Consider the following 24261-nt stretch of genomic DNA (forward strand, 5'->3'; position numbering starts at 1 on the left):
GAACGTCGGCGCAGTATGCCTCAAGCCCATGCGCCACACAGCCTCGGCTGCTGGTATGATGCGCCGCTTTTTCCGATCCTCTCTGAAACCACAAGCGTTTGGCGCAGTTTGTGCTTTGACTTAGAGGTCAACAAATCACGACGCACACTCGCGTCACAGGGAGCCGGCATGCTGGAAAAGCTGTTTCAACTCAAAGCCCACAATACGAATGTGCGCACCGAGATTCTCGCGGGGATCACCACCTTCCTGGCCATGGCCTACATCCTGTTCGTGAACCCGAGCATCCTCGGCGAGACCGGCATGGACAAGGGCGCGGTGTTTGTCGCCACCTGCCTGGCGGCGGCCATTGGTTCGACCGTGATGGGCCTGATCGCCAACTACCCGATTGCCCTGGCACCGGGCATGGGCCTCAACGCCTTCTTCACCTACACCGTGGTCCTGCACATGGGCCACACCTGGCAGGTGGCGCTGGGCGCAGTGTTCATTTCGGCGGTGCTGTTCTTCCTGCTGTCGATCTTCCGCATTCGTGAGTGGATCATCAACGCCATCCCCCTGCCCCTGCGCTCGGCGATTGCCGCCGGCATCGGCCTGTTCCTGGCGCTGATCGCCCTGCATAACGCCGGTATCGTGGTGAGCAACCCAGCCACCATGGTGGGCCTGGGCGACCTGAAACAACCGGCACCGATCCTGGCCACCCTGGGTTTCGTGCTGATCGTCGCGCTGGAAGCCCTGGCCGTACGCGGGGCGGTGCTGATCGGCATCCTGGCGGTGACTGTCGCCTCCATCGTCCTGGGCTTCACGCCGTTCATCGGCGTGACTTCGGTACCGCCGTCCCTGGCGCCGACCTTCCTGCAGCTGGATATCAAGGGCGCGCTGGACATCGGCCTGGTCAGCGTGATCTTCGCCTTCCTGTTCGTTGACCTGTTCGACAACTCCGGCACCCTGATCGGCGTCGCCAAGCGCGCCGGCCTGATGGGCAAGGACGGCCATATGCCGAAAATGGGCCGTGCGCTGATCGCCGACAGTACCGCCGCCATGGCCGGTTCCCTGCTGGGCACCTCGACCACCACCAGCTACATCGAATCGGCCGCAGGCGTGAGCGCCGGTGGCCGTACCGGCTTGACCGCCATCGTGGTCGCGATCCTGTTTTTGCTGGCGTTGTTCTTCTCGCCACTGGCCGCCAGTGTGCCGGCCTATGCCACCGCGCCAGCCTTGCTGTTTGTGGCGGTGTTGATGAGCCAAGGCCTGGCCGAAATCGACTGGGACGACATTACGGTGGCAGCGCCGGTGGTGATCACCGCCCTGGCGATGCCCTTCACTTACTCCATCGCCAACGGCATCGCCTTCGGTTTCATCGCCTGGACCGCCATCAAGCTGCTTTCGGGCCGCTACCGTGAGCTGAACCCGGCACTGGTGATCCTGTCGATCCTGTTTGTGATCAAGCTGGGCTGGTTCAACGCATGACTTTCGACGCCGCAAGCTACACCGCTCAACTGCAAGACAAGGTCACGCGCCTGCGTGACCTGCTGGCACCGTTCGACGCGCCCGAGCCGCAGGTCTTCGACTCACCGCTGCAGCACTTTCGCCTGCGCGCGGAGTTCCGCCTGTGGCGCGAAGGCGGCGAGCGCCACTACGCGATGTTCTCCCAGGAGGACAAGCGCACGCCGATCCTCATCGAAGAATTCCCCATCGCCAGCCAGCGCATCAATCAGTTGATGCCGCAACTCAAGGCCGCCTGGCAAGCCAGCGCCGCCCTGAGCCACAAGCTGTTCCAGGTGGAGTTCCTCACCACCCTGGCCGGCGACGCGATGATCACCCTGTGTTATCACCGCCCGCTGGATGAGCACTGGCACAGCGCCGCAAACCAATTGGCCGCTGAGCTGAATGTGAGCATCATCGGCCGCTCCAAGGGCAAGCGCGATGTGATCGGCCATGACTATGTGGTGGAAAAACTCGACGTCGGTGGCCGCACCTTCAGCTACCGCCAACCCGAAGGCGCGTTCACCCAACCCAACGGCACGGTGAACCAGAAGATGCTCAACTGGGCCTATGAAGCCCTGGGCGATCGCCCGGACGATTTGCTGGAGCTGTACTGCGGCAACGGCAACTTCACCCTGCCGCTGGCGACCCGCGTGCGCAAGGTGCTGGCCACCGAGATCAGCAAGACCTCGGTGAATGCGGCACTGAGCAACCTGGATGAAAATGGCGTGGATAACGTCACCCTGGTGCGCCTCTCCGCCGAAGAACTCACCCAAGCCCTGAATGAAGTGCGCCCGTTCCGCCGCCTGCACGGCATCGACCTGAAAAGCTACGAGTTCGGTAGCGTCTTCGTCGACCCGCCCCGCGCCGGCATGGACCCGGACACTTGCGAGCTGACCCGGCGCTTCGACAACATCCTGTACATCTCCTGCAACCCGGAGACGCTGGCGGCGAACATCGCGCAACTGCACGACACGCACCGGATTACCCAGTGCGCAATGTTTGACCAGTTCCCGTGGACGCACCATATGGAATCGGGTGTGTTGCTGACCCGCCGATAAACCTGCAAGTAGGCGCGAGCTTGCTCGCGAAAAACGTCAACGATAACGCGTGCTTCCTGGATGAACGCGGTGCCTGTGGGTTTTTCGCGAGTAAGCTCGCTCCTACAGTTTATTCAAGTGTCTGTTGTCTCTGGGGGCTGCGGGGCTTCCTTGCGTGGCCGGCCACCCTTCTTGCCATTGGCGCGAGCCGCTGCGGATTTGGCCGCGCTGCTTTTGCGGCCATTGCGCGATGCCACCAGGCTGGTTGCCAGGTCCATCAGCGGCTGGCTTGTAGCGATCAACCCTGTGATCGAAACATCCAGGTCCTGCGCCTCACAGCTAATCGCCTTGCCACCGAACGTCACTTCCAACTGCTGGAAATCCTTCGCTGAAAACCCTTCGAACTCCGGCAGGCCAGCCACCGGCAACACGACGCGGCTGCCATCGCTGAAGCCAATGGAGAGGCAGTCGTTTTCATACCGTACGTTGCTGGCGTTGGCGTACAGGCGTTTCAACTTGCGCCCACGGGCGATTGCCTTGTCAACGTCGGCTTCAGTGAGAGGTACATAAGGTGTGACTTTGGCTTTTATGATTTTCATAAATTAATCCCCACGCAATCTGGCGCTCTTACCAGATTCAAAATTGTCCGTTGCGCTACGACGTCGTGCCTGGCGCTCGCGATGACGTAGAGACCTTGTCGAATGACCAACCCAGGGACCAACTCACCAGCGTCCCAATTCCAGGAATGATTCTCCAGGCAAACCGTCTGCAGTTTTTCCCACCAGATCCTGCGTGCCCGTGCCAAGTAGTGCCGCTGCATGATCGCCCCGCGTATCTCTTTCAGAAGTGCTATGGGTGGCCGCCTCCGTTCAGGCTCTACGTCCCACAACTCAACTTCCCCATCCAGAAAACTGAAGCGAAAACGCGCATCCCAGCCCTTGCCCCTGACATGCACATGGGGCGGGCAATGCTCATCCCTGATAAACACCGAAATGACATAGCCTTTGTAAGCACCTACTCTCATCGTAACCCATCCGTTAGGTTATTTTCCGCCAGGTAACAATTTTTCTCTGCCACCCGACAACCGGCTCCTATTCCCGAAGCTGTTTCACAGATTAGTCACCACAAAAAACCCGGCGAATGCCGGGTTGTAACCACTCATGCCGAGGGTTGGAAATACCCGGCCAGTGCCCGCAAGTCCTGCTCGCTTAGCAATCCCGCGTAATACTTCAACTGAATGCGCGCCAGCAGGTAGGCATGCCGGGCATTGGCCAGATCACGTCGGGCGGTGAACAGCTGTTGTTCGGCGTCGAGAACGTCGAGGTTGACCCGCTCGCCGCCACTGACGCTTTTCTGAGTGGCGGTGACCAGTGCCGTGGCGGACCTGACTGCCATTTCATAGGCCCGCACCTTCGCCGCGCCGCTGGTGTTGAGGTTGAATTGCTTGCGCAACTGCACCAACGTGGCAGCGGTTTGCGCGTCCAGCTCGTATTGGGCCTGGGACAGTTGGTTGGCCGCCTGACGGGTGGAGGCCGAGACCGAGCCACCGGCAAACAGCGGCAGGCTGACCTGGATGCCGACGCTGTTGGTGTCGTACTTCTGGTTGTAGCTGCTTTCTGAATCGGAATGGGTCTTGCGGCTGGTCGCGTACAGGCTGACCTTGGGCAAATGCCCGGCGCGCTTGCGCTCCACTTCATAAGAGGCCACGTCGAGCGCGTGGTGCTGGGACTTGAGTTCAGGGTTGTTGGCCATGGCCAGTTCACGCCAGGTTTCGAATCGGTTGGGCTCAAGCGGCGCGATCTCGAATGGGCGCGCCAGGGGCGCCAGTTCTTCGATTTGCAGCGGCTGGCCGACAATGGCTTCCAACTCACGTAAAGCACTGTCCTGGGCATCCACGGCTTCGATCTCTTCGGCCTGGGCCAGGCTCAGTCGCGCCTGGGTTTCGAGCACATCGGTACGCGTGCCTTCACCGCCTTTGAGCAAGCGGTCATTGAGTTGCAGGCGCTCGGCAAACGCACGCTTCTGGGCACGGCTCAGCTCGATGCGCTCTTGTGCCAGCAATGCCTGGCTGTAAGCGCCCAGCACCCGCACGGCCAGCTCCTGGCTCTTGCCGCGAAAACGCTCATCGGCCATCAATGCCTGGGCGGTGCCTTGGCGAAAACGCGCATAGGCTTCGTAATCGAGCAGCGGTTGCTGCAGGGTCAGGGCTGAGGCGTAGCTGCGGTAATTGCGGTCGCTGGTGACATTACCCAGCGCCGTGCTCTGGGTGACTTCTGACTCATTGCGCGAGTTGTTGTAGCTCCATGACAGGTTCGGCAGCAATGCCGCCCGACCGATCACGCGGTTTTCTTGCTCGGCCTCACGCTCCTGAATCGCCGCTTGAAAGGTTGGGTCGTTGCGCAGCGCCAAGTCATACACATCCAACAACCCCAGGGCGTGCGCCGCCGGTGTACAGCTTAAACAGAGGATGAACAGCAACGCCTTCATTCTTCCACCAGGGCCATATGGGTGCGATCCAGCAAGGGTTTGAACAGGTAGTTGAGCATCGAGCGCTCACCGGTCTTGACGAAGGTTTCCACTGGCATGCCCGGGCGGATCTGCACGCCGTGCAGTTGCTGCATGCCCGCCGTGCTGACCTGGGCCCGTAGCGTGTAATACGGCTCATCGGTGCGCTCATCGACCTGGCGATCGGCCGAGACCAAGGTGACTTCGCCCGCCACCCGTGGCGTGGTGGACTGGTTGAACGCCGAAAACATCAATTCAACCGGCAAGCCCGGGTGCACCTTGTCGATCATCTGTACCGGCACCCGTGCTTCCACCAACAGTGGCTCGCCTTCGGGCACGATGTCCATCAGCGCCTGGCCGGGCTGGATCACCCCGCCTTCGGTGTACACCTGCAACCCCACCACCACGCCAGACGCCGGTGCGCGGACCAGGCTGTTGGCCAGTTCGAATTCGGCAGAGGCCAGGCGATTGCGCAAGTCCTCGCTGCGGGTGCGGGTCTCGGCCAACTGGCTGCGCAGGTCTTTCTGGAAGTCCTCACCGAGCTGGCGGATGCGCAGGCGCAGTTCCAGTACCTGGCGTTGCAACTGGCCAATACGGCCAAAATCCTCGGCGATGGCTCCGTCGATTTGTGCGTACAGCCGCTCGCTGTCGAGCAGGCGATTGCGCGGGATATAACCCTCGCGCGCCAATTCGCGCAGGCCTTGCAGTTGCTCAGTCAACGCCGCCCGCTGCTGCACTTTGCTCGCCTGGGAATCCCGCGTCCCCCGCAGTTGCGCCTCAACGCCGGCGATGGTTTCACGCAAGCCTGCCTGCTCGGTGGCCAGCGCCTGGGCGCGGCTGTGGAACAACTGGCGTTGCAGGCTCAAGGTGCTGGCGGCCTCAGGATCGGCCAGCAACTGGGGCGCAAAGTCGATGGTCGCCAGGCCTTCACTCTCAGCATTCAAGCGCGCTTCACTGGCCAGGGACGCCCGGTATTGGCTGCGCAATGACTGCATTTGCCCGCGCAACGGGGTTTGCTTCAAACGTAACAGCACCTGGCCGGCGCTGACCCGGTCGCCGTCACGCACCTGGATACGCTCGACGATCCCGCCCGCCGGGTGTTGCACCGTCTTGCGATGCCCCGAGACCATAACCTTGCCCGGCACCGCCACGCCCTTGTCCAACGGCGCCAGCGCCGCCCAGCCGAGGAACCCGGCAAAGCCGCCGAGCACCAGCCACCAACCCAGGCGGGAGTATTTTTTGTCATCCAGCGCCAGCACGTTGGATGGGTCACTGACCAAAATGGGCTTGCTCTGGCTCATGCGGGCTTTCCTGCACCGAGGCGGTAGCTCATGCTCATGGTCGAGACCGGTTTGTTTGCCGCAGTTTTTTGCCGCGCCTCCAGCACTCGCGCCGTGGGGCCGAAGGCCTGCATCTGGCCGTCCTTGAGGATCAGCAACTGGTCGGTGAGGCTCAGCACGTTGGGTTTGTGGGTAATCAGGATCAAGGTGCGGCGTTGCTGCTTGAGCTGGGCAATGGCCTGCAGCAACGCCTGCTCGCCCACTTCGTCCAGGTTGGCGTTCGGTTCGTCCAGCACGATCAGTGCCGGCAACCCGTACAGCGCACGCGCCAGGGCCACCCGTTGCTTTTGCCCGCCGGACAAGCCCGCGCCGCCCTCCCCCAGTTGCGTGTCGTAGCCCTGGGGCAGTTGCAGGATCAACTCATGCACGCCAGCCATCTGCGCGGCGGCGAGGACGGTGTCGGCCTCTACCGTTTCAAAACGCGCGATGTTCTGCGCGATGCTGCCGGCGAATAACTGGATGTCCTGGGGCAGGTAACCGATATGCGGGCCGAGTTGTTGCTTGTCCCACAGGGCCAGGTCGGCGCCATCAAGGCGCACCTTGCCCGCCAAGGGTGCCCAGGCCCCCACCAGCACCCGCGCCAGGGTGGACTTGCCGCACCCCGACGGGCCGATAACACCGAGTACATCCCCCGCCGGCAGGCTGAAACCCAGGTTTGCCAACGCTGGCCGGCGGCTGCCGGGCGCGCAGGCGCTGATCTGCTCCACGCTCACCTGGCCCTTGGGCACGGGCAGGCTCATGCGCACCGGTCGCGCCGGGTTATCCTGCAGCATCAGCGACAAGCGCTCATAGGCCAGGCGCGCCGAACCCCATTGTTTCCACACGCCGATCAACTGGTCGATGGGGCTGAGTACACGTCCCATCAGGATCGAGCCCGCAATCATCATCCCCGGCGTTATGTCGCCGTTGACCGCCAACCAGGCGCCCAGGCCCAGCACCAGCGATTGCAGGGCCAGGCGTACGCCCTTGGACCAGGCCGTGACCACCGCAGTCTTTTCACTGGCCAGGTTCTGCTGCACCAGAAACGCCTGGTGCTGGCTGAACCAACGCCCGCGCAAGGTGGCGAGCATGCCCATGGCTTCAATGGTGTCGGCGTTGCGCAGGTTGGCCGTGGCCTGCTGGCTGGCGCTGATCGACAGTTGGCTGGCCAGGGCCATCGGTGCCTGGCTGACATAATGATTAGCCCAGGCCAATGCCATCAGCAGCAACGCCCCAGCCAATGCCAGCAGGCCCAGCCAGGGGTGGAACAGGAAGATCACCAGCAGGTACACCGGAAACCACGGCGCATCGAAAAAGGCGAACAACGCCTGGCCGGTGGCGAACTGGCGCAAGGTAGTCAGGTCGTGCAGGGCCTGGCCCGCCGCCTGGGTGCCGCCCTTGAGCTGGGCTTCGTAGGCGGCATCGAACACGCGCTGGTTCAAACGCATGTCCATCTGCGCGCCGAGGCGAATCACCACCTGGCTGCGCACCCACTCCAGCGCGCCCATCAAGCCGAACAGGCCGAGGATCATCAGCGTCAGCATCAGCAGGGTCATCTGGTTGCCCGAGGCCAATACGCGGTCGTACACCTGCAACATGTACAGCGCCGGGGCCAGCATCAGCAGGTTGATCACCGCCGAGAACAAGCCAATGTTGAAGAAGGCGCTTTTATAGGCGGTGAGTGCGGCCAGCATCTCATTCGCGCGCTTGGCACCGGGCCGAGTCATGAAGGGCATCCCATTGAAGAGTCAAGCAAGGGCCCGCCCGGTGCGTTGACAGCACCTGTGGCGCGCCCACAGAATTTGCAGCCGCCGCCGCCCTGGCCTGCAAGCACTCGGGCGGCGACGGTGTTTGAGCAAGGCCGATGAAAGAGCGATCTTTCATCGGCTTTTTTGCATCAGGCGGCCAGGGCGAAGTCGTGCGGCGCGTCCTGAATACCCACCAGGCCCACATCGGCAGCCGCAAACGCAGCCGAATCCTGATGCGCCACACCGGCAGCGGCCAGCTGATCGAAGGTAGAGTTGACCGACAGGCTTGGGTCGATGCCCCTGAGCAGGGTGTCGATGGCCGAGGCCAGCGCCGAACTGTCGCCGCTCATCAGGCCGTACACGATTTTGTGCACCTGGCCATCGCGACCTTCGGACTGCAGGCTCGACAGGCCCAGGTTGGTGAAGCTGACTTCCTGGTTGGCGATGGTGTAGCCACCGCTGCTCGCGCCGCCGGCGAGGGTATCGCCCAGGGTCAGGCCGTCGAGCGAACCCCACAAGGTGTGGGTCGGCGGATTGAACAGGGTGTAATGCAGGCTGCCTTCAGCCACCACCGCCGCATCGCTGACGCTGCTTGTCACGCCATATTGGGTGCCGTCGAACGGCCCCGGGTTGAAACCACCGGTGTTCACACCCTCTTTCACCGAACCTTCACGGTGGTTGAGATCACCAAAGTAAGCCGACCAGTCGTTCAGGTATTGGGCGACGGTGCTGGCGGCGTAGGTCGTGCTGTATGAAATAGAAATGCTCATGCAAAACTCCAAGTCATTGGGTGGTCACTCCCCAGCAAGCCGGTGCCTGCTGTGGTTTTGCCCGTCACTGGGCAAAAGCGGTCAGAACTGATATTCAACGGTGCCCTGCACGGTGCGCCCACGGCCCAGAGTGAAGGCCAGCACATCCCCGAGCGGCACCAGGTAGGCGCGGTCGGTGACGTTCTCCATGGCCAGGCGCAGGGTCAATTGGTCGGTGGCGCGGTAGCTGCCATACAGGTCGTAGACGGTGTAGGGCTTCCAGTCGGCGGGGTAGACGCCGGTTTGCGAGGTGGTTACCCCGGCGGCGCCCTTGACGTAGTAGCCGGCGCTGTAGCGGGCACGCACACCCACGTCCAGCTTGCGCTCAAAGAACCGCGCGCCCAGCGTGGCGGTGCCGCGGTCCATGGGCATGTGTTCGGAGGAGCCGAGGATCGCGCTGCAACCCACGCCGGCATTGGCCGCATCGTCCGGCACCATCGCGTCCACCGGGGCACGGTTACCCGGGCGTTTCTGGGTCTTGGTCACGCCGCCCAGCCACGCGGTTTTGCTGCAGAACTTATTGCTGCCAAGCATGCGCGTGTAGTTGAACTGGCCGTAGGCAAAACCGGCGTCGTAATCGAGTTGGTATTCAAGCCCCCGAAAACGCGTGGTCTCCAGGTTGTTTACATAGGCCGCACTGCCGATATTGACGTTGCCATAACCCGGCGGCTGCACGCCCAGGGCCATATAGGAAAAGTCATCGACCCGGGTGTTGAAGTAGGACACCTTCATGCCCACGCGATCATCGGAAAACAGCAGGTCTTCCTTGAGCACATTGAAGCCGACTTCCCACGCCGTGGACCGCTCCGGCTTCAGGTAAGGGTTGGGGAAAATCGACTCCGAACCACCGCCGTGGGGCCGGCCGCTGACCATGGTTTCGGTCACTGCCGGCGGGCGCCAGCCCTTGCCATAGGTGGCGAAGAGTTGCAGCCAATCCACACCCGGCTTGACCGACAAGCCAAACGTCGGCGAAAAACGGCCCTCCTCGCGATCCACATCGTAAGTGGTGGGCACACTGATCTGGCGAGTGGTGCCGATGATGAAGGTGCGGGTGTTCAAGCCGGTATCGCCGCGCAGCCGATAACGGTCATAACGCAAGCCGGCGTTGAGGTTCAGCCAACCGTCGTAGTCGAAATCCAGGCGCCCGAACAGGCTGCCCATGGCCCGATCACCTTTGGGCGTGATGCTCTCCGCCGCCGAGGCCGTCAGCGCCGAGCCTGCTTCTACCCCCTGGTTGGAGTCCGGCCGGACCTTGTCGTAGAAAAACTCCAACCCATAGTTGGCCTTGAGGGTGGCCAGTTCCGTCAGGGCAAAGGTCGAGATGTTCTGCGCCTGCGCGCCGTAGGTATTGGTTTGATAGGTGACGTCGTAAGCCTTGCTGATACCCCGGGCCAGGGTGGATTGGTCGTTGCGGGTATCGACATGGTAGAGCTTGGCCTTGAAGTCGATCAGCGGGTTGGCTGGCGCATAGCTGTAGTCGAGCGCGAAGTTCTGCGCCTTGACGTTGCTGCTGCCGAGCTTTTCCCATAACTGGGGCTTTTCGGCGGTCATCATATTGACGTCGTCGTAGTCGACTTCGGTGACCAGGTAACTCAGTTGCAGGCGCTGCTCAACCGGAAGATTGAGCCCCAGCTTGAGCAAGCGTGAACGCATCACCGAGCCCGAATAGGCAACGGTGGTGTTCTTGATCCGCTCCTCACTGGCCGGCATGTACGCCGCGCCGCTACGCAACTCGCCAATGCTGCCCCGGGTGCCGGGGTTGTAATCGCCGAGGTGACGCTCGCTGGCGGCCACCAGCATGTCCCAGACATCGGTGCCCACGGCAAACGCCGAACTGCCAATAAAGTGCGTGCCGTTGCTGCGCCCACCCAGCCCCGAGGTGAGCCGAATGCGCCCGCCGATTTGCTTGCCATCCTTGAGCAGGTCAGCGGCTTCCAGGGTGCGGAAGTTAGCCACCCCGCCAATCACCCCCGCACCGCCCTGGGTGGAGGTCGCGCCCTTTTCGATCACCACCTCGGACAGCAACTGCGGGTCGACATACAGCGTGCCATTGCGTTGCTGGTGACCACTTTGCTGGTAATTCTGGCGCATGCCATCGACCGACATATTGACCCGGCCATAGTCCTGGATACCGCGGATATTCACCGACAACCCTGGGTCTTGCTGGCTGACGGCGGAGTAGACGCCCGGCGCCTCTTCCAGCATCTCGGCGGCATGACGCGGCGGGTTGCGATCCAGCTGTTCGCGCCCCACCACACTCACCGAGCGTGGGGTTGAATACACCCAATCCTGCGGGTGCAGGCCGGTGACCGTGGTGGTGGCCAAGGCCAGGGCACCGGCCTGTTGCTCGACCCGGGTGAGGGTGACCTGGCGATCGCCGGTAAAGCGGTACTCCACCGGGGCGGCGCCGAGCAGGCGGCCCAAGCCTTCCTGCACGTCAAAGCGCCCCTTGAGCGCGGTGCTGCTCAGCCCGTGCAGGCGCTGGCTGTCGAACAACACTTGCAGGCCGGCCTGGTCAGCGAAGGCCAGCACCGCACTGCCGAGGGACTGCGCAGGGATATCGAACGTCAACACGGCGGACTGGGCCGTAACGGCTGGAGGCTGTAGCGCGTAGGCCGGTACGGCCACGGCGAACAACCCCAGGTGAATGGCCAGGGCTAAGCGGCTGCCGGTGGTACGCCCCTTGGTGAGTGCTGACATTGGTGGTGATCCCTGCGCTGAGCATTTTTTGTTTATGCGAATACTTCTCACCTAGCAAGACGTGCGAGGCGCGGGAAGTCAGTAATATTTTTTGCAGGAGCGGGCTTGCTCGCGAAGAACGTCAATGAAAACGCGGTGCCCTGGGTATTTTCGCGAGCGAGCTCGCGCCTACAGGGGCATCGGTTTTTAACGGGGGAAGGTCAGTAGATCAGGCTGAGGCCAGCCAGCTCCACGCGTTGCACTTGAAGCTCTTGGGTGAGGGTGGCCAGGGCGCTATCGAGCATGTCCAGGCGGAAGACGCCGCTGACTTCGCGCTCGCCCAGGTCTGCGTTGGCCAACACCACCCGCCCGGGGCGGTAACGGTTGAGTTGCTCGATGACCTTGGCCAGCGGCTGCCGGTCGAAGATCAACACACCACGGTGCCAACTGGTGGCGCGATCCACATCAAACTGATCCAGGCTGACCACCCCGTCCTGGGGGCTGTAGCGCGCAGCCTGGCCCGGTAGCAGGACCTGCTCGGCAGGGCCGTTTCTGGGTGACGCCGGCACTGACACTTCGACGCTGTGTTGCAGCACACCGACCCAGGCCTGGCTCTCGCGCTCACGTTCGACCACAAACCGTGTGCCCAGCGCCCGGGTCTGGCCGCCGGCACTGTGCACCACGAACGGTCGGGTTTCTTCGCCGGCCATCGGCGCCACCTGAAAAATCGCCGCGCCCTGGAGCAGGCTGACGCCGCGCTGTACGCCGTCGTACTCAAGGCGAATGGCGCTGTCGGAATCCAGCTCTACCACGCTGCCATCGGCCAGGTGCACCGTGCGCACTTCGCCTTTGTGCGTGACGTAGTCGGCCTGCAAGCGCAGCAAGGCATCCGGCCCGCGTACCCAGCCGATGCCCGCCGCCACCAGCACCAGCGCCACGGCGGCCGCACGTTGCCACGGCCGTCGGCGTTTGGCGCGGCGCAAGGGTGTAGCGGGCGCGGGCGGGCGCTGCCGGTGTACCGCCTCGTCCGTGTGCACCTCGCCCAGCGCCGCCCAGGTCTGTTCGGCAAACCGCAGGGCCGCTTCGTGGCGGCTGTCGCGGGCGATCCACTGGCGCAGTTCGGCTTGTTCCTGTTCGCTCAAGGCACCGGCGTGCAGGCGCACCGCCCAATCGGCGGCCGCCTCGGTAATGCTGTGCTGTTGCGGTCCCTGGCTATTCACGTGTGAATCTCGAATTCTCGTTATATAGACGCTGTGACGTCTGGCCTGGCGTATTTCGGTAATTCATTCGTCGGATGGCGTCACCTCGCCTTCCTGCAAGCGCTGCATCACATAGGCCAGGGCCTTGGCCAGATGCTTTTGCACGCTGCTGTCGCTAATGTCCAGATGCCGGGCGACCTGAGCGTGGGTCATGCCTTCGATACGGTTCAAGCGGAAAATCTGCTGGGTGCGCGCCGGCAATTCCGAAAGCGCCTGCTTCAATGCCTGCCGCTGTTGCTGCGCCATTGCCTGAGCCTCCAACCCGGCCACGTCATCTTCAATCTCGGCCAGCGCCTCGTGGGGCACGGTGTCGGTCTTGCGCCGTGCTTCCTGGCGAATATGGTCGATCAGCAGATTGCTCGCCGTTCGATAGAGATAACCCTGGGAGTTGTCGATACGCTCACCGGCCGGTTTTTCTGCCAGGCGCAGGAAGCTCTCCTGCACCAGGTCTGCGGCCAGTTGCGGGTCCCGTACCCTGCGGGCCAAATACCCGCGCAGCGTATCGGCGTGCTTGAGAAACAGGCCCTTGAGATCCACGTCCGACAAACCGACTCCCTGGAATGTTAAGGAAACAGGCGGGCATCTTAAGCGTTGTCGAGAATGATTTTCAATTGATATCTAATCCGATTGAGCCTAGTGATGGCGTTGATTAAACGTTCGATCACCGAACAGATCCGCCGCCATCCATTGACCAAATTAACCAACCAGTACATTTTGACTCCACAACCAATAAGAACTGTGGAGAAGCCTCTATGCCGCCCATCGTGCTGGTGCTCAACGGCCCCAACCTCAACCTGCTCGGCACCCGCGAGCCTGCCACTTATGGCCATGAAACCCTGGCCGATATTGCCGCCCTGTGTGGCCGCAGCGCCGACAAGCTGGGGCTGACCATCGAATTTCGCCAGACCAACCACGAGGGCGAATTGCTCGACTGGATCCACGCCGCCCGCAACCGCTGCGCCGGTATCGTGATCAACCCGGCAGCCTGGACCCACACCTCGGTCGCGATCCGCGACGCGCTGGTGGCCAGTGAAGTGCCGGTGATCGAAGTGCATTTATCCAACGTGCACGCCCGTGAAGCCTTTCGTCATCACTCGTTTGTGTCACCGATCGCCAAGGCCATGCTGGCCGGGTTTGGCAGCCATGGCTACCACCTGGCCCTGGAACATTTCAGCCATACGCTGAAGGGACGCACTTGATGAAACCACGCATTCTCGCCGGCCTGATCGGCGCCGGCATCCAGGCCTCACGCACCCCGGCACTGCACGAACAGGAAGGCGACGCCCAGGGCTTGCGCTACCTGTATCGCCTGATCGACCTGGAGCCGCTGCACCTGGACCTCAACGCCCTGCCGGAACTCCTGCGAGCCGCCGAGCTGATGCACTTCACCGGGCTGAACATTACCTACCCGTGCAAGCAGGCGATCCTGCCTCTGCTCGATGAACTCTCCGATGAGGCCCGGGGCATTGGCGCGGTCAATACCGTGGTGTTCAAGGACGGCAAGCGCATTGGCCATAACACCGACTGCCTGGGGTTCGCCGAAGGCTTTCGGCGCAACTTGCACAACGTGCCGCGCCAACGCGTGGTGCAGATGGGCGCCGGTGGCGCGGGCGCGGCGGTGGCCCATGCACTGTTGGCAGAAGGTGTGGAGCAGTTGAGCATCTTCGATGTCGACCGCACCCGCGCCCAGGACCTTGTGGATAACCTTGCCCGGCAGTTCGGTGCCGGTAGCGCTCAAGTCGGTAGCCACCTGGAAAACGCCATGGCCCAAGCCGATGGCCTGGTGAACACTACGCCGATGGGCATGGCCAAGCTGCCCGGCACACCGGTGCCAGCGGCGTTGTTACGGGCCGAATTGTGGGTAGCGGAGATCGTGTACTTCCCGCTGGAAACCCAACTGCTGCGTGACGCTCGCGCCTTGGGTTGCCGTACGTTGGATGGCGGCAATATGGCGGTGTTTCAGGCGGTGAAGGCGTTTGAGCTGTTCAGCGGGGAAGTGGCGGATGCAGACCGGATGCTGGCGCATTTCCAGAGCATGAATATCTAGGGATGCAACCCCATCAAAATGTGGGCGTACCCAATGCTGTAGGAGCGAGCTTGCTCGCGAAAAACTCACAGGCGCCGCGTTCATTCAGCAAGCACGCGTTATCGTTGACGTTTTTCGCGAGCAAGCTCGCTCCTACAGCATTGGGGCAAGCTGGACTCGGTCTTGAAAACGGGTGTTCTCAGGCTTGCAGGTAGCGCAGCACCGACTCGCAAATCATCTCCCGATGCCGCTGTTTGATCGCCTCATCCGACAGCTCGATCTGGAAAATCTCGCTGAAGGTGTGCCGGTTGGACACCCGGTAGAAACTGAACGAGTTGATCAGCAAGTGCACATCCAGCGGCTCCAGCCCTTCGCGAAACAGCCCCAACTCAGCCCCGCGGCGCAAGGTCTCTCCCAGCCCTTCCAGGATTTTGCTATTCATCGCCTTGATGGTGTCGGTGCGCTTGACGTACTCGGCGTTGTGGATATTTTCGATGCTGACGATGCGCACGAAATCCACGTTCTGGTCGTGGTGATCGAAGGTGAACTCCACCAGCCGGCGAATCGCCTCACGCGGCTCCAGCGCGGTGAGGTTCATGCGCGTTTCGGTGTTGCGGATATCGCCGTAGAGCTTCTCCAGCACTTCGACGTATAGCTGCTCCTTGCTGCCGAAGTAGTAATAAATCATGCGCTTGGAGGTGTGGATGCGCTCGGCGATGGCGTCCACGCGAGCGCCGGCCAGGCCCTGCTGAACAAACTCGACAATGGCTTCTTGCAGAATATTTTCGCGGGTCTTTTCCGGATTGTTCTTGCGACTCTTGCGCGGTGCGTCAGCTACCGCGGGGAGATCGGGACTCGAGGTCATGGTGCGCTCACGGCCATTGTTGTGCAGGCGCTGATTATGGGCCGCGGCGCTCCCCGAAGGAAGCACCCACCCTGCCCTTATAAACGGGCCTGGCGCACCGCACCGCTGCGTGACTTGGCCATCGCCGCCAGACGCACCGCCACGTTGGCCGCGCCGTAGCCGGCATAGCCGTGCTTGCGCTGGATGATCTCGAAGAAAAACCGCCCTTCGAACGGCTCGGTGTACACATGAAACAGCTCACCGCCCTGGGCGTCGCGGTCGTACAGCACGTTGTAGTACGCCAACTCACTGAGGAACTCATCGTCAAAATCGAAGCGCGCCGCCAGGTCGTCGTAGTAGTTGAGCGGGATATCCAGCAGCGGCACACCGGCTTCCTTGGCCCGGCGCACCTCAGCAAAAATGTCCGCGCAGTCAAAGGCAATATGGTGCACGCCCGAACCGCGATAGCTTGAGAGTGCGTGGGAAATCGCGGTGTTGCGGTTTTCGGAGATATTCAGCGGCAGGCGGATAGAGCTGCAGCGGCTGCGCAACGCACGGCTTTTCACCAGGCCGTAAGGGTCGGGTAGCACCACTTCGTCATCGGCTTCGAAATCCAGCAGGCTCTTGTAGAACAGCACCCAGCTGTCGAGGCTGTCGGCCGGCAAGGCCATGGCCATGTGGTCGATACGCAACAAGCCGCCGCTGGCGGGTGTGGCCGCTTGCAGGTTGAAATCGGTGTCGTACAGCCCGCCTTCGCTGGGGTCTACCAGGTAAATCAGGCTGCCATCCGGCGCACGCACCGCGGCCAATTCCAACTCGTTGGGCCCCACCAGGCCGCGGTAAGGCTGGCCCTTGTAGGCCACCGCCCGCTCCAGGGCCTTGGCACTGTCCTTGACCCGCATCGCCGTGGCGCATAAAGACGGGCCATGAGCCTCGAAAAAGTTATGGGCGAAGGAATAGGGTTCGCAGTTGAGGATCAGGTTGATATCGCCCTGGCGCAACAGGCTCACATTCTTCGACCGATGCTGGCCGGCCTTGGTGAAACCCAGGCGTTCCAGCCAATTGCTCAGCTTGGCGCCGAGGCTTTCATCCACGGCAAATTCCAGGAATTCGATCCCGTCGTACTCGCTGGCCGCCGGGGTTTCAAACAGGATATCCACCGGCGCAGCGGGTGCTTCTTGCGCCAGGCGCTGGCGGGTTTTTTCTTCCAGGTACAGCAACGAGCGCAAGCCGTCCGCCGCATTCGCACGGGTCGGCGCGGCGCGGAAGCCATCGTTGAAAATTTCCAGGGACAAGGGCCCGGTGTAGCCACTTTTGATGATCGGCGCGAGAAAGCCCGCCAGGTCAAATTCGCCCTGGCCTGGGAAGCAACGGAAATGCCGGCTCCACTCCAGTACATCCATGGCCAGGATCGGTGCGTCGGCCATCTGCACGAAGAAAATCTTGTCGCCCGGGATCTGGGCGATGGCACTCGGGTCGCCCTTGAGCGACAAGGTGTGGAAGCTGTCGAGCAACACACCGAGGCTCGGGTGGTCTACCTGGCGCACCAGGTTCCACACCTGCTGCCAGGTGTTCACATGCTTGCCCCACGCCAGCGCTTCATAGCCGATGCGCAAGCCGCGCTTGCCGGCGTGTTCGGCCAGCAGGCTCAGGTCATCGAGCAGAATACGTTCGTCGCCCACGCTGTCGGCCGAGGCGTTACTGCACACCAGCACTAGGTCGGTGCCTAGCTCTTGCATCAAATCGAATTTGCGTTCGGCACGCTCCAGGTTGCGCGCCAGGCGATCACGGCGGCAGCCTTCGAAGTCGCGAAACGGCTGGAACAGGGTGATGGCGATGCCCAGGTCGGCGCACATCTGCCTGACTTCCCGCGGGCTGCCGTCGTAATACAACAAGTCGTTCTCAAAGATCTCCACCCCATCAAACCCGGCGGCGGCAATGGCTTCGAGTTTTTCCGGCAGGGTGCCGCTCAAGGACACAGTGGCAATAGAACGTTGCATGGAAGACTCCCGGCAATTGTTGTTTGTGGCAAATTATTCGCCCCCAGCCTACAGGCAGCAATTAAAATGTACGAACCGGTTAGTTTTTGGTGCGATTATCGAACACTAAGCCCCTTTGGCGAATTGACGACTTTTTAACCACTGCGCACCATCGACCGGGCAATTCGTTCACGTAACAAAGACCCAGAACACACCATAAGAATTTCAAAAAACGGGTACAAACCTCATGCCTCTGCAAAATCCAGCCCTGGCCGCGCGCCCGGGCAACCCGCACGCCGGTATCGGCGACAAGATCCGCGGTGCCCTGGCCGTGGGTAAAACGCGCTGGGGCATGCTGGCCCTGGTGTTCTTCGCCACCACCTTGAACTACATCGACCGCGCCGCCCTGGGCGTGATGCAACCGATCCTCGCCAAGGAAATGAGCTGGACGGCGATGGACTACGCCAACATCAACTTCTGGTTCCAGGTCGGCTACGCCATCGGCTTTGTGCTGCAAGGCCGCCTGATCGACCGGGTTGGCGTCAAGCGCGTGTTCTTCTGCGCCGTGCTGCTGTGGAGCCTGGCCACCGGCGCCCATGGCCTGGCCACCTCGGCGGTCGGCTTTATGGTCTGCCGGTTTATCCTCGGGCTGACCGAAGCCGCCAACTACCCGGCCTGCGTCAAGACCACACGCTTGTGGTTCCCGGCGGGTGAACGTGCAGTGGCCACCGGCATCTTCAACGCCGGCACCAACGTCGGCGCAATGATGACGCCCATGCTGCTGCCGTTGATCCTGCACGTGTGGGGCTGGCAGGCGGCGTTCCTGTGCATGTCGGCACTGGGCGGTATCTGGTTGGTGCTCTGGGGCTTGAAGTACTACAACCCGGAAGACCACCCCACCGTTAAACAATCCGAATTGGACTACGTGCAACAGGAAGTCGAACCGGAACAACCCCGCGTGCCGTTCAGCCGCATCCTGCGCATGCGTGGCACCTGGGCCTTCGCCCTCGCCTACTCGCTGACCGCGCCGGTGTTCTGGTTCTACCTGTATTGGCTGCCGCCGTTCTTGAACCAGCAATACAACCTGGGCATCAACGTGACGCAGATGGGCATTCCGCTGATCATCATTTACCTCACCGCCGACTTTGGCAGCGTGGGCGGCGGGATCCTGTCGTCGTTCCTGATTGGCCGTGGGATGAACTCGATCAAGGCGCGGCTGTTGTCGATGCTGCTGTTCGCCTGCTGCATCGTCGGCGTGATCATGGCGGCCGGTTCCAGCCAACTGTGGGTCGCGGTGTTCGCCATCTCCCTGGCCATCGGCGCGCACCAGGCCTGGACCGCCAACATCTGGAGCCTGGTGATGGACTACACGCCCAAGCACATGATGAGCACGGTGTTCGGCTTTGGCGGCATGTGCGCGGCCATCGGCGGCATGTTCATGACCCAGATCGTCGGCCATATCCTCACGGTGACCAACAACAACTACACGATCTTGTTCACCCTGATCCCGGCGATGTACTTCATCGCCCTGGTGTGGATGTACTTCATGGCGCCGCGCAAGATCCCTACGGTAGACGTTTAATTAACGCCGCCGCTGCTGCCAGGCAGCGGCCAACCCGCTCATGCAGATCACCCCGATGCCCACCAGCGTGGTCATATCGGGGGTATGGCTGAACACCAGCCAGCCCAACAACCCCGCAAACACGATCTGGCAATAGCCAAACGGCGCCAGCAAGGCCGGTGCCGCGAAGCGGAACGCCTGGGTGAGCATCAGGTGCGCGGTCATCCCGCAGGTGCCCAGCGCCAACATCATCACCGCGTGCCACAGCGTCGGCACTTGCCAGAAGAACGGCACCATCGCACTCATCACCAAGGTGTTGCACAGGCCGGCGAAGAAGTTGCTGGTGGTGGGGCTGTCGTATTGGCTGAGGATGCGCGTGAGCAACTGGTAGAAGCAGAAGAACAGCGCCGAGCACAGCGGCAGCAACACTGCCGGGGTAAACAGCTCGCCGCCGGGGTGGATGATGATCACCACGCCGATAAACCCGCAGATCACCGCCAGCCACTGGCCACGGGTCACGTGCTCACCGAGCAACGGCACCGACAACGCCGTCACCAGGATCGGCGCCAAGAAGTTCACCGCCGTGGCCTCGGCCAACGGGATGTAATGCAGCGCCGTGGTGAAGAACAGGCTGGTGCCCAACAGGCATAACGCCCGCACCACCTGCATGCCCGGCCGCTTGCTGCGCAACACGCGCAGGCCCGATTGCGGCAGGAAGATCCCGGCCATCAGCAAGGTGTGCACCATGTACCGCGCCCACACCACCATCACGATCGGGTAAAACCCGGCCAGGTATTTGGACAAGGCGTCGTGGCTGGAGAACAGGAACGTCGCCAGCACAATCAGCAGGATGCCTTTGAACGGATGGTTGACGCCGGAGAGCGGGGTACTGACAGTCATTGAATTCTCTTGTGTGGCGAGCGGGACGCTGAGCGCTGAACCAAGTAGCGCTCAACCCGGTAATCTAGCAGCCGGGCCGGAGTCTGCCCCAAGAGCATAACCAAACACCGGGCGAACAGCGCACTAAATCGATGGATCCGAGTCCAACGCTGCACGCTCGCCCCGGCGTTGCACACTTTTTAACCAAGGCCTTGCCGCTATGAAAAAAATTCTCTTTGCCCTGTCTGCCCTCGCCCTGCTCGCTGCCTGCGATAAAGCCCCGAAAGAAGCCCCCAAGCCCGCGCCCGCTTCCGTGCAAGCGACCCTGGTGCCAGAGACCCCGCCCACCGATAAATGGGTTGGCAAGTGGGTTGGCGTCGAAGGCTTGCACCTGACCATCGCCAAGGACGACAGCATTGGCCGCGGCCACTACCTGCTGACCATGCAATATGGCCTCGACGCCGATGACGCTGGCACCTTCAAAGGTGAAGCCACTGACGACGGCATCGCCTTCACCCGCCCCGACGGCCCGCAGCTGTTGCGCGCTGGCGATGGCGCCGCCACCGGCTTGAAGTGGCTGGCGGATAAAAAAGACTGCCTGATCGTTGCCACGGGCGAAGGCTATTGCCGTTAATACCGACCATAATCAATCACGGTTAGCACACAGAGGATTGCTCCCATGCTATGGAAAAAAGGCCGACGCAGCGACAACGTGGTGGATGCCCGTAATGACAGTGGCGGCGGCGGTGGCGGTATGCGCTTCGGCGGCGGCAAGGGCCTGAGCCTCACGGCCATCGTGCTGATCGTCGGCATTGGCTGGCTGACCGGCCAGGACCCGATGCAGATCCTCGGCCAATTGACCGGCCAGATGGAACAGGCGCCGTCGGTCAGCACCCAGCCGCGTCAGGCACCGCCGGCCAACGATGAGCAAGCCGACTTCGTGCGCGCTGTGCTGGGCGATACCGAAGACACTTGGGGCCAAGTGTTCCAGCAAAACGGGCTGGCCTATAAGAACCCGAAACTGATCTTGTTCCGTGGCCGGGTGAACTCTGCCTGTGGTGGCGCCACCTCAGCCAGCGGCCCGTTCTACTGCCCGGCTGACCAGCAGGTGTACCTGGACCTGGACTTCTTCCGGGAAATGTCGCAACGCTTCCAGGCCGCCGGTGACTTCGCCCAGGCCTACGTGATCGCCCACGAAATCGGGCACCACGTACAAACGTTGCTGGGCATCTCGTCCAAGATCCAGGCGGCGCGCCAACAGGGTCGGCAGATGGAAGGCGACGGTGGCCTGCTGGTTCGCCAGGAACTGCAAGCCGACTGCTTTGCCGGCGTGTGGGCCAACCATGCGCAAAAACGCCTGAACTGGCTGGAACCCGGCGATATCGAAGAAGCCCTGAACGCAGCCAATGCCATCGGCGACGACCGTTTGCAGCAGCAGGGCCAGGGGCGCGTGGTACCGGACTCCTTCACCCACGGCACCTCGGCCCAACGCGTGCGCTGGTTCAAGACCGGCTTCGCCCAGGGCCAGATCACTCAATGCGATACCTTCGCGGCCAAGAGTCTTTAAATGATCAAACGGTTGGGGTTACTGCTGGGTGTGCTCGTGTCCTGTTGCACCTTCGCGGCCGAACACGGCGTCAAGGTGGTCAGCCCCGATCGCTTTCATCTTGAGGCCGGCGACCTCAGCCTGGGCCTGAGCCAGGATTGGCGCCAGCCGCTGCCCAAGGTCACGCGCGCATTGATCATCGTGCATGGCCGCCTGCGCAATGCACAAACCTACCTGCAAAGCGGCATCGACGCCGCCGAGCATGCTGGGGTGGGCGGCAGTACGCTGGTGATTGCGCCGCAGTTTCTCAATCAAGCCGACGTGAAGCGTAACCACCTGAGCAACGACGTAGTGCGTTGGAAGGGTAACGACTGGATGGCCGGCGAAGTGTCCACCGGGCCAGGGCAGATCAGCTCTTATGGCGCTCTGGACCAGATCCTCAAGCACTTGGGCAACCGCAAACTGTTCCCGGCGCTGAAAGAAATCGTGATCGCCGGGCATTCCGGTGGCGGCCAAGTGGTGCAGCGCTTCGCCCTCACCGGCCACGACCATCCGCTGCTGAACGCCGAAGGCATCCGCCTGCGGTATGTGGTGGCTAACCCGTCGTCCTATGCGTACTTCAGCCCGCAACGTCCGGTGAAGTTCGATGCGGCCAGTTGCCCGGGCTTCAACGACTGGAAGTACGGCATGCAACACCTGCCGGGTTACGTGGGTGACCGAGGTGCCCAGCAACTGGAACAGGCCTACGTCTCACGCGACATCACTTACCTGTTGGGCCAGCAGGACACCGACCCCAACCACCCGGCATTGGATAAAAGCTGCGAGGCCGAGACCCAGGGCGCGTATCGGCTGATGCGTGGGCACAACTACTTTGATTACCTCAAACAGCGGCATCCGCAGTTGGCTCACAGGCTGGTGGAAGTGCCGGGGGTGGGGCATGACGGGGACAAGATGTTCACCTCGCCGCAGGGAGAAAAGGTGCTATTTACCCAATAGCAACTGAAAGAACCCAATCAAAATGTGGGAGCTGGCTTGCCTGCGATAGCGGTGGGTCAGCTGACACTTTATCAACTGACAGTCCGTCATCGCAGGCAAGCCAGCTCCCACATTTGATCTCTGTCGCCTGTTAGATCATTCGGCGCAGCGCCGCACAATCCTCGGCATGCCAATCCGCCAATTCCGGCCAAGGGTTCTCCGGCAGGTTCACCAACACCGTCTTGGCCCCCGCTGCCCGACCACAGTCCAGGTCAAAGCGATAATCTCCCACCATCACCATTTCGCTGGGCGCCACGTCCCAAGCCGCCGCCAGTTTCAGCAACCCACCCGGGTCCGGCTTGTGCGGTGCATCATCGCGCCCCAGCACATCCTCAATGGCAAAGCAGTCCGCCAGGCCAATCGCTTCCAGGGTGATATGCGCCAGCTCCCGCGCATTGCGGGTCAGGATGCCCAGGCGGTAACCGCGCCCGGCCAATTCCCGTATCAGCTCAACGGCACCTTCGGCCGCAATGGAACCCAGCGCCAGTTCGCGCTCATGCTCCAGCGACCAGGCATGTTTGGCCTCTGCGACATCTGCCGGCAATGCCGCGAGGTGCGTGAGAATGTCGTCTTCAGGCGGGATCTGCAGCGCCACGCGGATAGCAGCAAAGTCATGCACCGCCACCGTGAGGGTGCCGTCCATGTCGAACACCCAGTGCTTAACGTCGCAGAGGCTCATGCCCAATCCTTGCGATGGCGGATCAAACCTTCCTGAGTCACCGAGGCCACCAATTGCCCGGCACGGTTGTACACGCTGCCCCGGGAGAAACCTCGTGAATTGCCGGCCCACGGGCTGTCCATGGCGTACAGCAACCAGTCATCGGCACGCAGGTCGGCGTGGAACCACAGCGCGTGATCGAGGCTGGCGACTTGCATATCCTTCTGCCACACGGTCTTGCCATGGGGCAGCAGCGAGGTGGTCAACAGGCCAAAGTCCGAGGCATAGGCCAGCAGGTATTTATGCAGCGCTGGCGTGTCCGCCAAGGCACCGTCAGCACGAAACCACACGTACTTGACCGGGTCGGACGGCTGCGGGTTGAACGGGTCTTTTTCGGTGACCGGGCGCACTTCGATGGGCTTGGGGCACAGCAGCTTGTCGCGCATGTGCTCGGGGATCAGGTGCGCACGTTGCTGGGTCAGCTCCAGCTCCGACGGCAGGTTTTCCGGGCCCACTACCACCGGCATGGTGGTCTGGTGCTCGAAGCCTTCTTCGTCGTACTGGAACGAGGTCGTGCAGGTGAAGATCGGGTTGCCCTTTTGAATCGCGGTGACACGACGCGTGCTGAAACTGCCGCCATCGCGCACGCGGTCCACCGAATACACCACCGGCAAGGCCGCATCGCCAGGGCGCAGGAAATAACCGTGCAGGGAATGCACATGCCGCGCTTCGTCTACGGTCTGGCTGGCCGCCGACAGCGACTGGCCGAGCACTTGGCCGCCGAACAGTTGGCGAAAGCCCAGGTCCTGGCTGCGGCCGCGAAAGAGGTTTTCCTCGATCGGCTCAAGGGTCAGCAAGTCCACCAGATCTTCCAATACTTGGCTCATTGAAACTC

The 24261-nt window shown here is 62.1% G+C and carries 22 protein-coding genes; 8 read left to right on the top strand and 14 right to left on the bottom strand.

Annotation, left to right across the window (positions count from 1 at the left end; translation table 11 throughout):
- Positions 1-168 precede the first annotated feature (168 nt).
- Both HU731_RS11830 and trmA read left to right on the top strand, forming a co-directional pair.
- Positions 169-1464, top strand: coding sequence for an NCS2 family permease (locus HU731_RS11830; protein WP_003194342.1), 1296 nt, complete (start codon positions 169-171; stop codon positions 1462-1464).
- Positions 1461-2540, top strand: coding sequence for a tRNA (uridine(54)-C5)-methyltransferase TrmA (trmA, locus tag HU731_RS11835; protein ID WP_186607154.1), 1080 nt, complete (start codon positions 1461-1463; stop codon positions 2538-2540). The genes HU731_RS11830 and trmA overlap by 4 nt, the downstream gene beginning before the upstream one ends.
- Positions 2541-2653: 113 nt before the next feature.
- Here the strand turns inward: trmA and HU731_RS11840 are convergent, their stop codons facing one another.
- From HU731_RS11840 to HU731_RS11880, 9 genes are all read right to left on the bottom strand, one after another.
- Positions 2654-3118 carry a DUF2442 domain-containing protein gene (locus HU731_RS11840; protein ID WP_120248800.1) on the bottom strand — a complete coding sequence of 155 codons (465 nt, stop codon included), beginning with the start codon at positions 3116-3118 and terminating at the stop codon, positions 2654-2656.
- Complete coding sequence (locus tag HU731_RS11845; protein ID WP_186607153.1) at positions 3115-3543, bottom strand: DUF4160 domain-containing protein; 429 nt, start codon at positions 3541-3543, stop codon at positions 3115-3117. The genes HU731_RS11840 and HU731_RS11845 overlap by 4 nt, the downstream gene beginning before the upstream one ends.
- A 134-nt stretch (positions 3544-3677) precedes the next feature.
- A complete protein-coding gene (locus HU731_RS11850) occupies positions 3678-5006 on the bottom strand; it encodes a TolC family outer membrane protein (protein WP_186607152.1) in 1329 nt (442 codons plus the stop codon).
- Positions 5003-6325: an HlyD family type I secretion periplasmic adaptor subunit gene (locus HU731_RS11855; protein ID WP_186607151.1), complete on the bottom strand. Its 1323-nt coding sequence runs from the start codon at positions 6323-6325 to the stop codon at positions 5003-5005. Before HU731_RS11855 ends, HU731_RS11850 begins: the two co-directional genes overlap by 4 nt.
- A complete protein-coding gene (locus HU731_RS11860) occupies positions 6322-8070 on the bottom strand; it encodes a type I secretion system permease/ATPase (RefSeq protein WP_186607150.1) in 1749 nt (582 codons plus the stop codon). The genes HU731_RS11855 and HU731_RS11860 overlap by 4 nt, the downstream gene beginning before the upstream one ends.
- 170 nt (positions 8071-8240) lie before the next feature.
- Positions 8241-8861, bottom strand: a complete 621-nt coding sequence (locus HU731_RS11865) for a heme acquisition protein HasA (protein ID WP_186607149.1) — start codon at positions 8859-8861, stop codon at positions 8241-8243.
- Positions 8862-8942: 81 nt separating this feature from the next.
- Positions 8943-11600, bottom strand: a complete 2658-nt coding sequence (locus HU731_RS11870) for a TonB-dependent receptor (RefSeq protein WP_186607148.1) — start codon at positions 11598-11600, stop codon at positions 8943-8945.
- 200 nt (positions 11601-11800) lie between these two features.
- A complete protein-coding gene (locus tag HU731_RS11875) occupies positions 11801-12799 on the bottom strand; it encodes a FecR family protein (RefSeq protein WP_186607147.1) in 999 nt (332 codons plus the stop codon).
- A 63-nt stretch (positions 12800-12862) separates the two neighbouring features.
- The gene (locus HU731_RS11880; RefSeq protein ID WP_003194359.1) at positions 12863-13384 is read right to left on the bottom strand and encodes an RNA polymerase sigma factor; all 522 of its coding nucleotides are present in this window, start codon (positions 13382-13384) and stop codon (positions 12863-12865) included.
- A gap of 206 nt (positions 13385-13590) precedes the next feature.
- Here HU731_RS11880 and aroQ point away from each other — a divergent pair, with 206 nt between their 5' ends.
- Together aroQ and HU731_RS11890 are read left to right on the top strand one after the other, a co-directional pair.
- Entirely contained in the window at positions 13591-14037 is a 447-nt protein-coding gene (gene aroQ, locus HU731_RS11885; protein ID WP_186607146.1) for a type II 3-dehydroquinate dehydratase, read from the top strand.
- On the top strand, positions 14037-14885 hold the full coding sequence (locus HU731_RS11890; protein WP_437180733.1) for a shikimate dehydrogenase: 849 nt from the start codon (positions 14037-14039) through the stop codon (positions 14883-14885). Before aroQ ends, HU731_RS11890 begins: the two co-directional genes overlap by 1 nt.
- A gap of 178 nt (positions 14886-15063) precedes the next feature.
- On the opposite strand, the gene HU731_RS11895 is transcribed toward HU731_RS11890, so the two are convergent.
- Positions 15064-15729, bottom strand: coding sequence for a TetR/AcrR family transcriptional regulator (locus HU731_RS11895; RefSeq protein ID WP_054896166.1), 666 nt, complete (start codon positions 15727-15729; stop codon positions 15064-15066).
- Positions 15730-15806: 77 nt separating this feature from the next.
- On the bottom strand, positions 15807-17708 hold the full coding sequence (gene quiC, locus HU731_RS11900; RefSeq protein ID WP_186607144.1) for a 3-dehydroshikimate dehydratase QuiC: 1902 nt from the start codon (positions 17706-17708) through the stop codon (positions 15807-15809).
- Between the two features lie 226 nt (positions 17709-17934).
- Between quiC and HU731_RS11905 the strand changes: the two genes are divergently transcribed.
- Positions 17935-19269: an MFS transporter gene (locus tag HU731_RS11905; protein WP_003194368.1), complete on the top strand. Its 1335-nt coding sequence runs from the start codon at positions 17935-17937 to the stop codon at positions 19267-19269.
- Here HU731_RS11905 and HU731_RS11910 read toward each other — a convergent pair whose 3' ends face one another.
- A complete protein-coding gene (locus tag HU731_RS11910) occupies positions 19270-20148 on the bottom strand; it encodes a DMT family transporter (protein WP_186607143.1) in 879 nt (292 codons plus the stop codon).
- 199 nt (positions 20149-20347) lie between these two features.
- Here HU731_RS11910 and HU731_RS11915 point away from each other — a divergent pair, with 199 nt between their 5' ends.
- The 3 genes from HU731_RS11915 to HU731_RS11925 are packed head-to-tail and all read left to right on the top strand — an operon-like array spanning position 20348 to position 22669.
- Positions 20348-20761: a lipoprotein gene (locus tag HU731_RS11915; RefSeq protein ID WP_044268883.1), complete on the top strand. Its 414-nt coding sequence runs from the start codon at positions 20348-20350 to the stop codon at positions 20759-20761.
- Positions 20762-20806: 45 nt separating this feature from the next.
- On the top strand, positions 20807-21694 hold the full coding sequence (ypfJ, locus tag HU731_RS11920; protein ID WP_003194372.1) for a KPN_02809 family neutral zinc metallopeptidase: 888 nt from the start codon (positions 20807-20809) through the stop codon (positions 21692-21694).
- Positions 21695-22669, top strand: coding sequence for an alpha/beta hydrolase (locus HU731_RS11925; protein ID WP_186607142.1), 975 nt, complete (start codon positions 21695-21697; stop codon positions 22667-22669).
- Between the two features lie 130 nt (positions 22670-22799).
- Here the strand turns inward: HU731_RS11925 and HU731_RS11930 are convergent, their stop codons facing one another.
- Together HU731_RS11930 and tesB are read right to left on the bottom strand one after the other, a co-directional pair.
- Positions 22800-23387 (bottom strand): HAD family hydrolase, encoded by a 588-nt coding sequence (locus HU731_RS11930; RefSeq protein ID WP_186607141.1) that lies wholly within the window; start codon positions 23385-23387, stop codon positions 22800-22802.
- Complete coding sequence (gene tesB, locus HU731_RS11935; RefSeq protein WP_032895201.1) at positions 23384-24253, bottom strand: acyl-CoA thioesterase II; 870 nt, start codon at positions 24251-24253, stop codon at positions 23384-23386. Before tesB ends, HU731_RS11930 begins: the two co-directional genes overlap by 4 nt.
- Positions 24254-24261 lie beyond the last annotated feature (8 nt).

This window comes from Pseudomonas salmasensis (assembly GCF_014268375.2).
GTDB classification, from domain to species: Bacteria; Pseudomonadota; Gammaproteobacteria; order Pseudomonadales; family Pseudomonadaceae; genus Aquipseudomonas; species Aquipseudomonas salmasensis.

Excerpts from the sequence above, each read along its gene's own strand:
- trmA (WP_186607154.1), top strand. The coding sequence starts at position 1,461 with ATGACTTTCGACGCCGCAAGCTACACCGCTCAACTGCAAGACAAGGTC.
- HU731_RS11905 (WP_003194368.1), top strand. The coding sequence starts at position 17,935 with ATGCCTCTGCAAAATCCAGCCCTGGCCGCGCGCCCGGGCAACCCGCAC.
- HU731_RS11830 (WP_003194342.1), top strand. The coding sequence starts at position 169 with ATGCTGGAAAAGCTGTTTCAACTCAAAGCCCACAATACGAATGTGCGC.
- HU731_RS11930 (WP_186607141.1), bottom strand. The coding sequence starts at position 23,387 with ATGAGCCTCTGCGACGTTAAGCACTGGGTGTTCGACATGGACGGCACC.
- HU731_RS11915 (WP_044268883.1), top strand. The coding sequence starts at position 20,348 with ATGAAAAAAATTCTCTTTGCCCTGTCTGCCCTCGCCCTGCTCGCTGCC.
- HU731_RS11850 (WP_186607152.1), bottom strand. The coding sequence starts at position 5,006 with ATGAAGGCGTTGCTGTTCATCCTCTGTTTAAGCTGTACACCGGCGGCG.
- HU731_RS11895 (WP_054896166.1), bottom strand. The coding sequence starts at position 15,729 with ATGACCTCGAGTCCCGATCTCCCCGCGGTAGCTGACGCACCGCGCAAG.
- HU731_RS11855 (WP_186607151.1), bottom strand. The coding sequence starts at position 6,325 with ATGAGCCAGAGCAAGCCCATTTTGGTCAGTGACCCATCCAACGTGCTG.
- HU731_RS11870 (WP_186607148.1), bottom strand. The coding sequence starts at position 11,600 with ATGTCAGCACTCACCAAGGGGCGTACCACCGGCAGCCGCTTAGCCCTG.
- aroQ (WP_186607146.1), top strand. The coding sequence starts at position 13,591 with ATGCCGCCCATCGTGCTGGTGCTCAACGGCCCCAACCTCAACCTGCTC.
- HU731_RS11910 (WP_186607143.1), bottom strand. The coding sequence starts at position 20,148 with ATGACTGTCAGTACCCCGCTCTCCGGCGTCAACCATCCGTTCAAAGGC.
- HU731_RS11865 (WP_186607149.1), bottom strand. The coding sequence starts at position 8,861 with ATGAGCATTTCTATTTCATACAGCACGACCTACGCCGCCAGCACCGTC.
- tesB (WP_032895201.1), bottom strand. The coding sequence starts at position 24,253 with ATGAGCCAAGTATTGGAAGATCTGGTGGACTTGCTGACCCTTGAGCCG.
- HU731_RS11925 (WP_186607142.1), top strand. The coding sequence starts at position 21,695 with ATGATCAAACGGTTGGGGTTACTGCTGGGTGTGCTCGTGTCCTGTTGC.
- HU731_RS11840 (WP_120248800.1), bottom strand. The coding sequence starts at position 3,118 with ATGAAAATCATAAAAGCCAAAGTCACACCTTATGTACCTCTCACTGAA.
- ypfJ (WP_003194372.1), top strand. The coding sequence starts at position 20,807 with ATGCTATGGAAAAAAGGCCGACGCAGCGACAACGTGGTGGATGCCCGT.
- HU731_RS11845 (WP_186607153.1), bottom strand. The coding sequence starts at position 3,543 with ATGAGAGTAGGTGCTTACAAAGGCTATGTCATTTCGGTGTTTATCAGG.
- HU731_RS11890 (WP_437180733.1), top strand. The coding sequence starts at position 14,037 with ATGAAACCACGCATTCTCGCCGGCCTGATCGGCGCCGGCATCCAGGCC.
- HU731_RS11860 (WP_186607150.1), bottom strand. The coding sequence starts at position 8,070 with ATGACTCGGCCCGGTGCCAAGCGCGCGAATGAGATGCTGGCCGCACTC.
- quiC (WP_186607144.1), bottom strand. The coding sequence starts at position 17,708 with ATGCAACGTTCTATTGCCACTGTGTCCTTGAGCGGCACCCTGCCGGAA.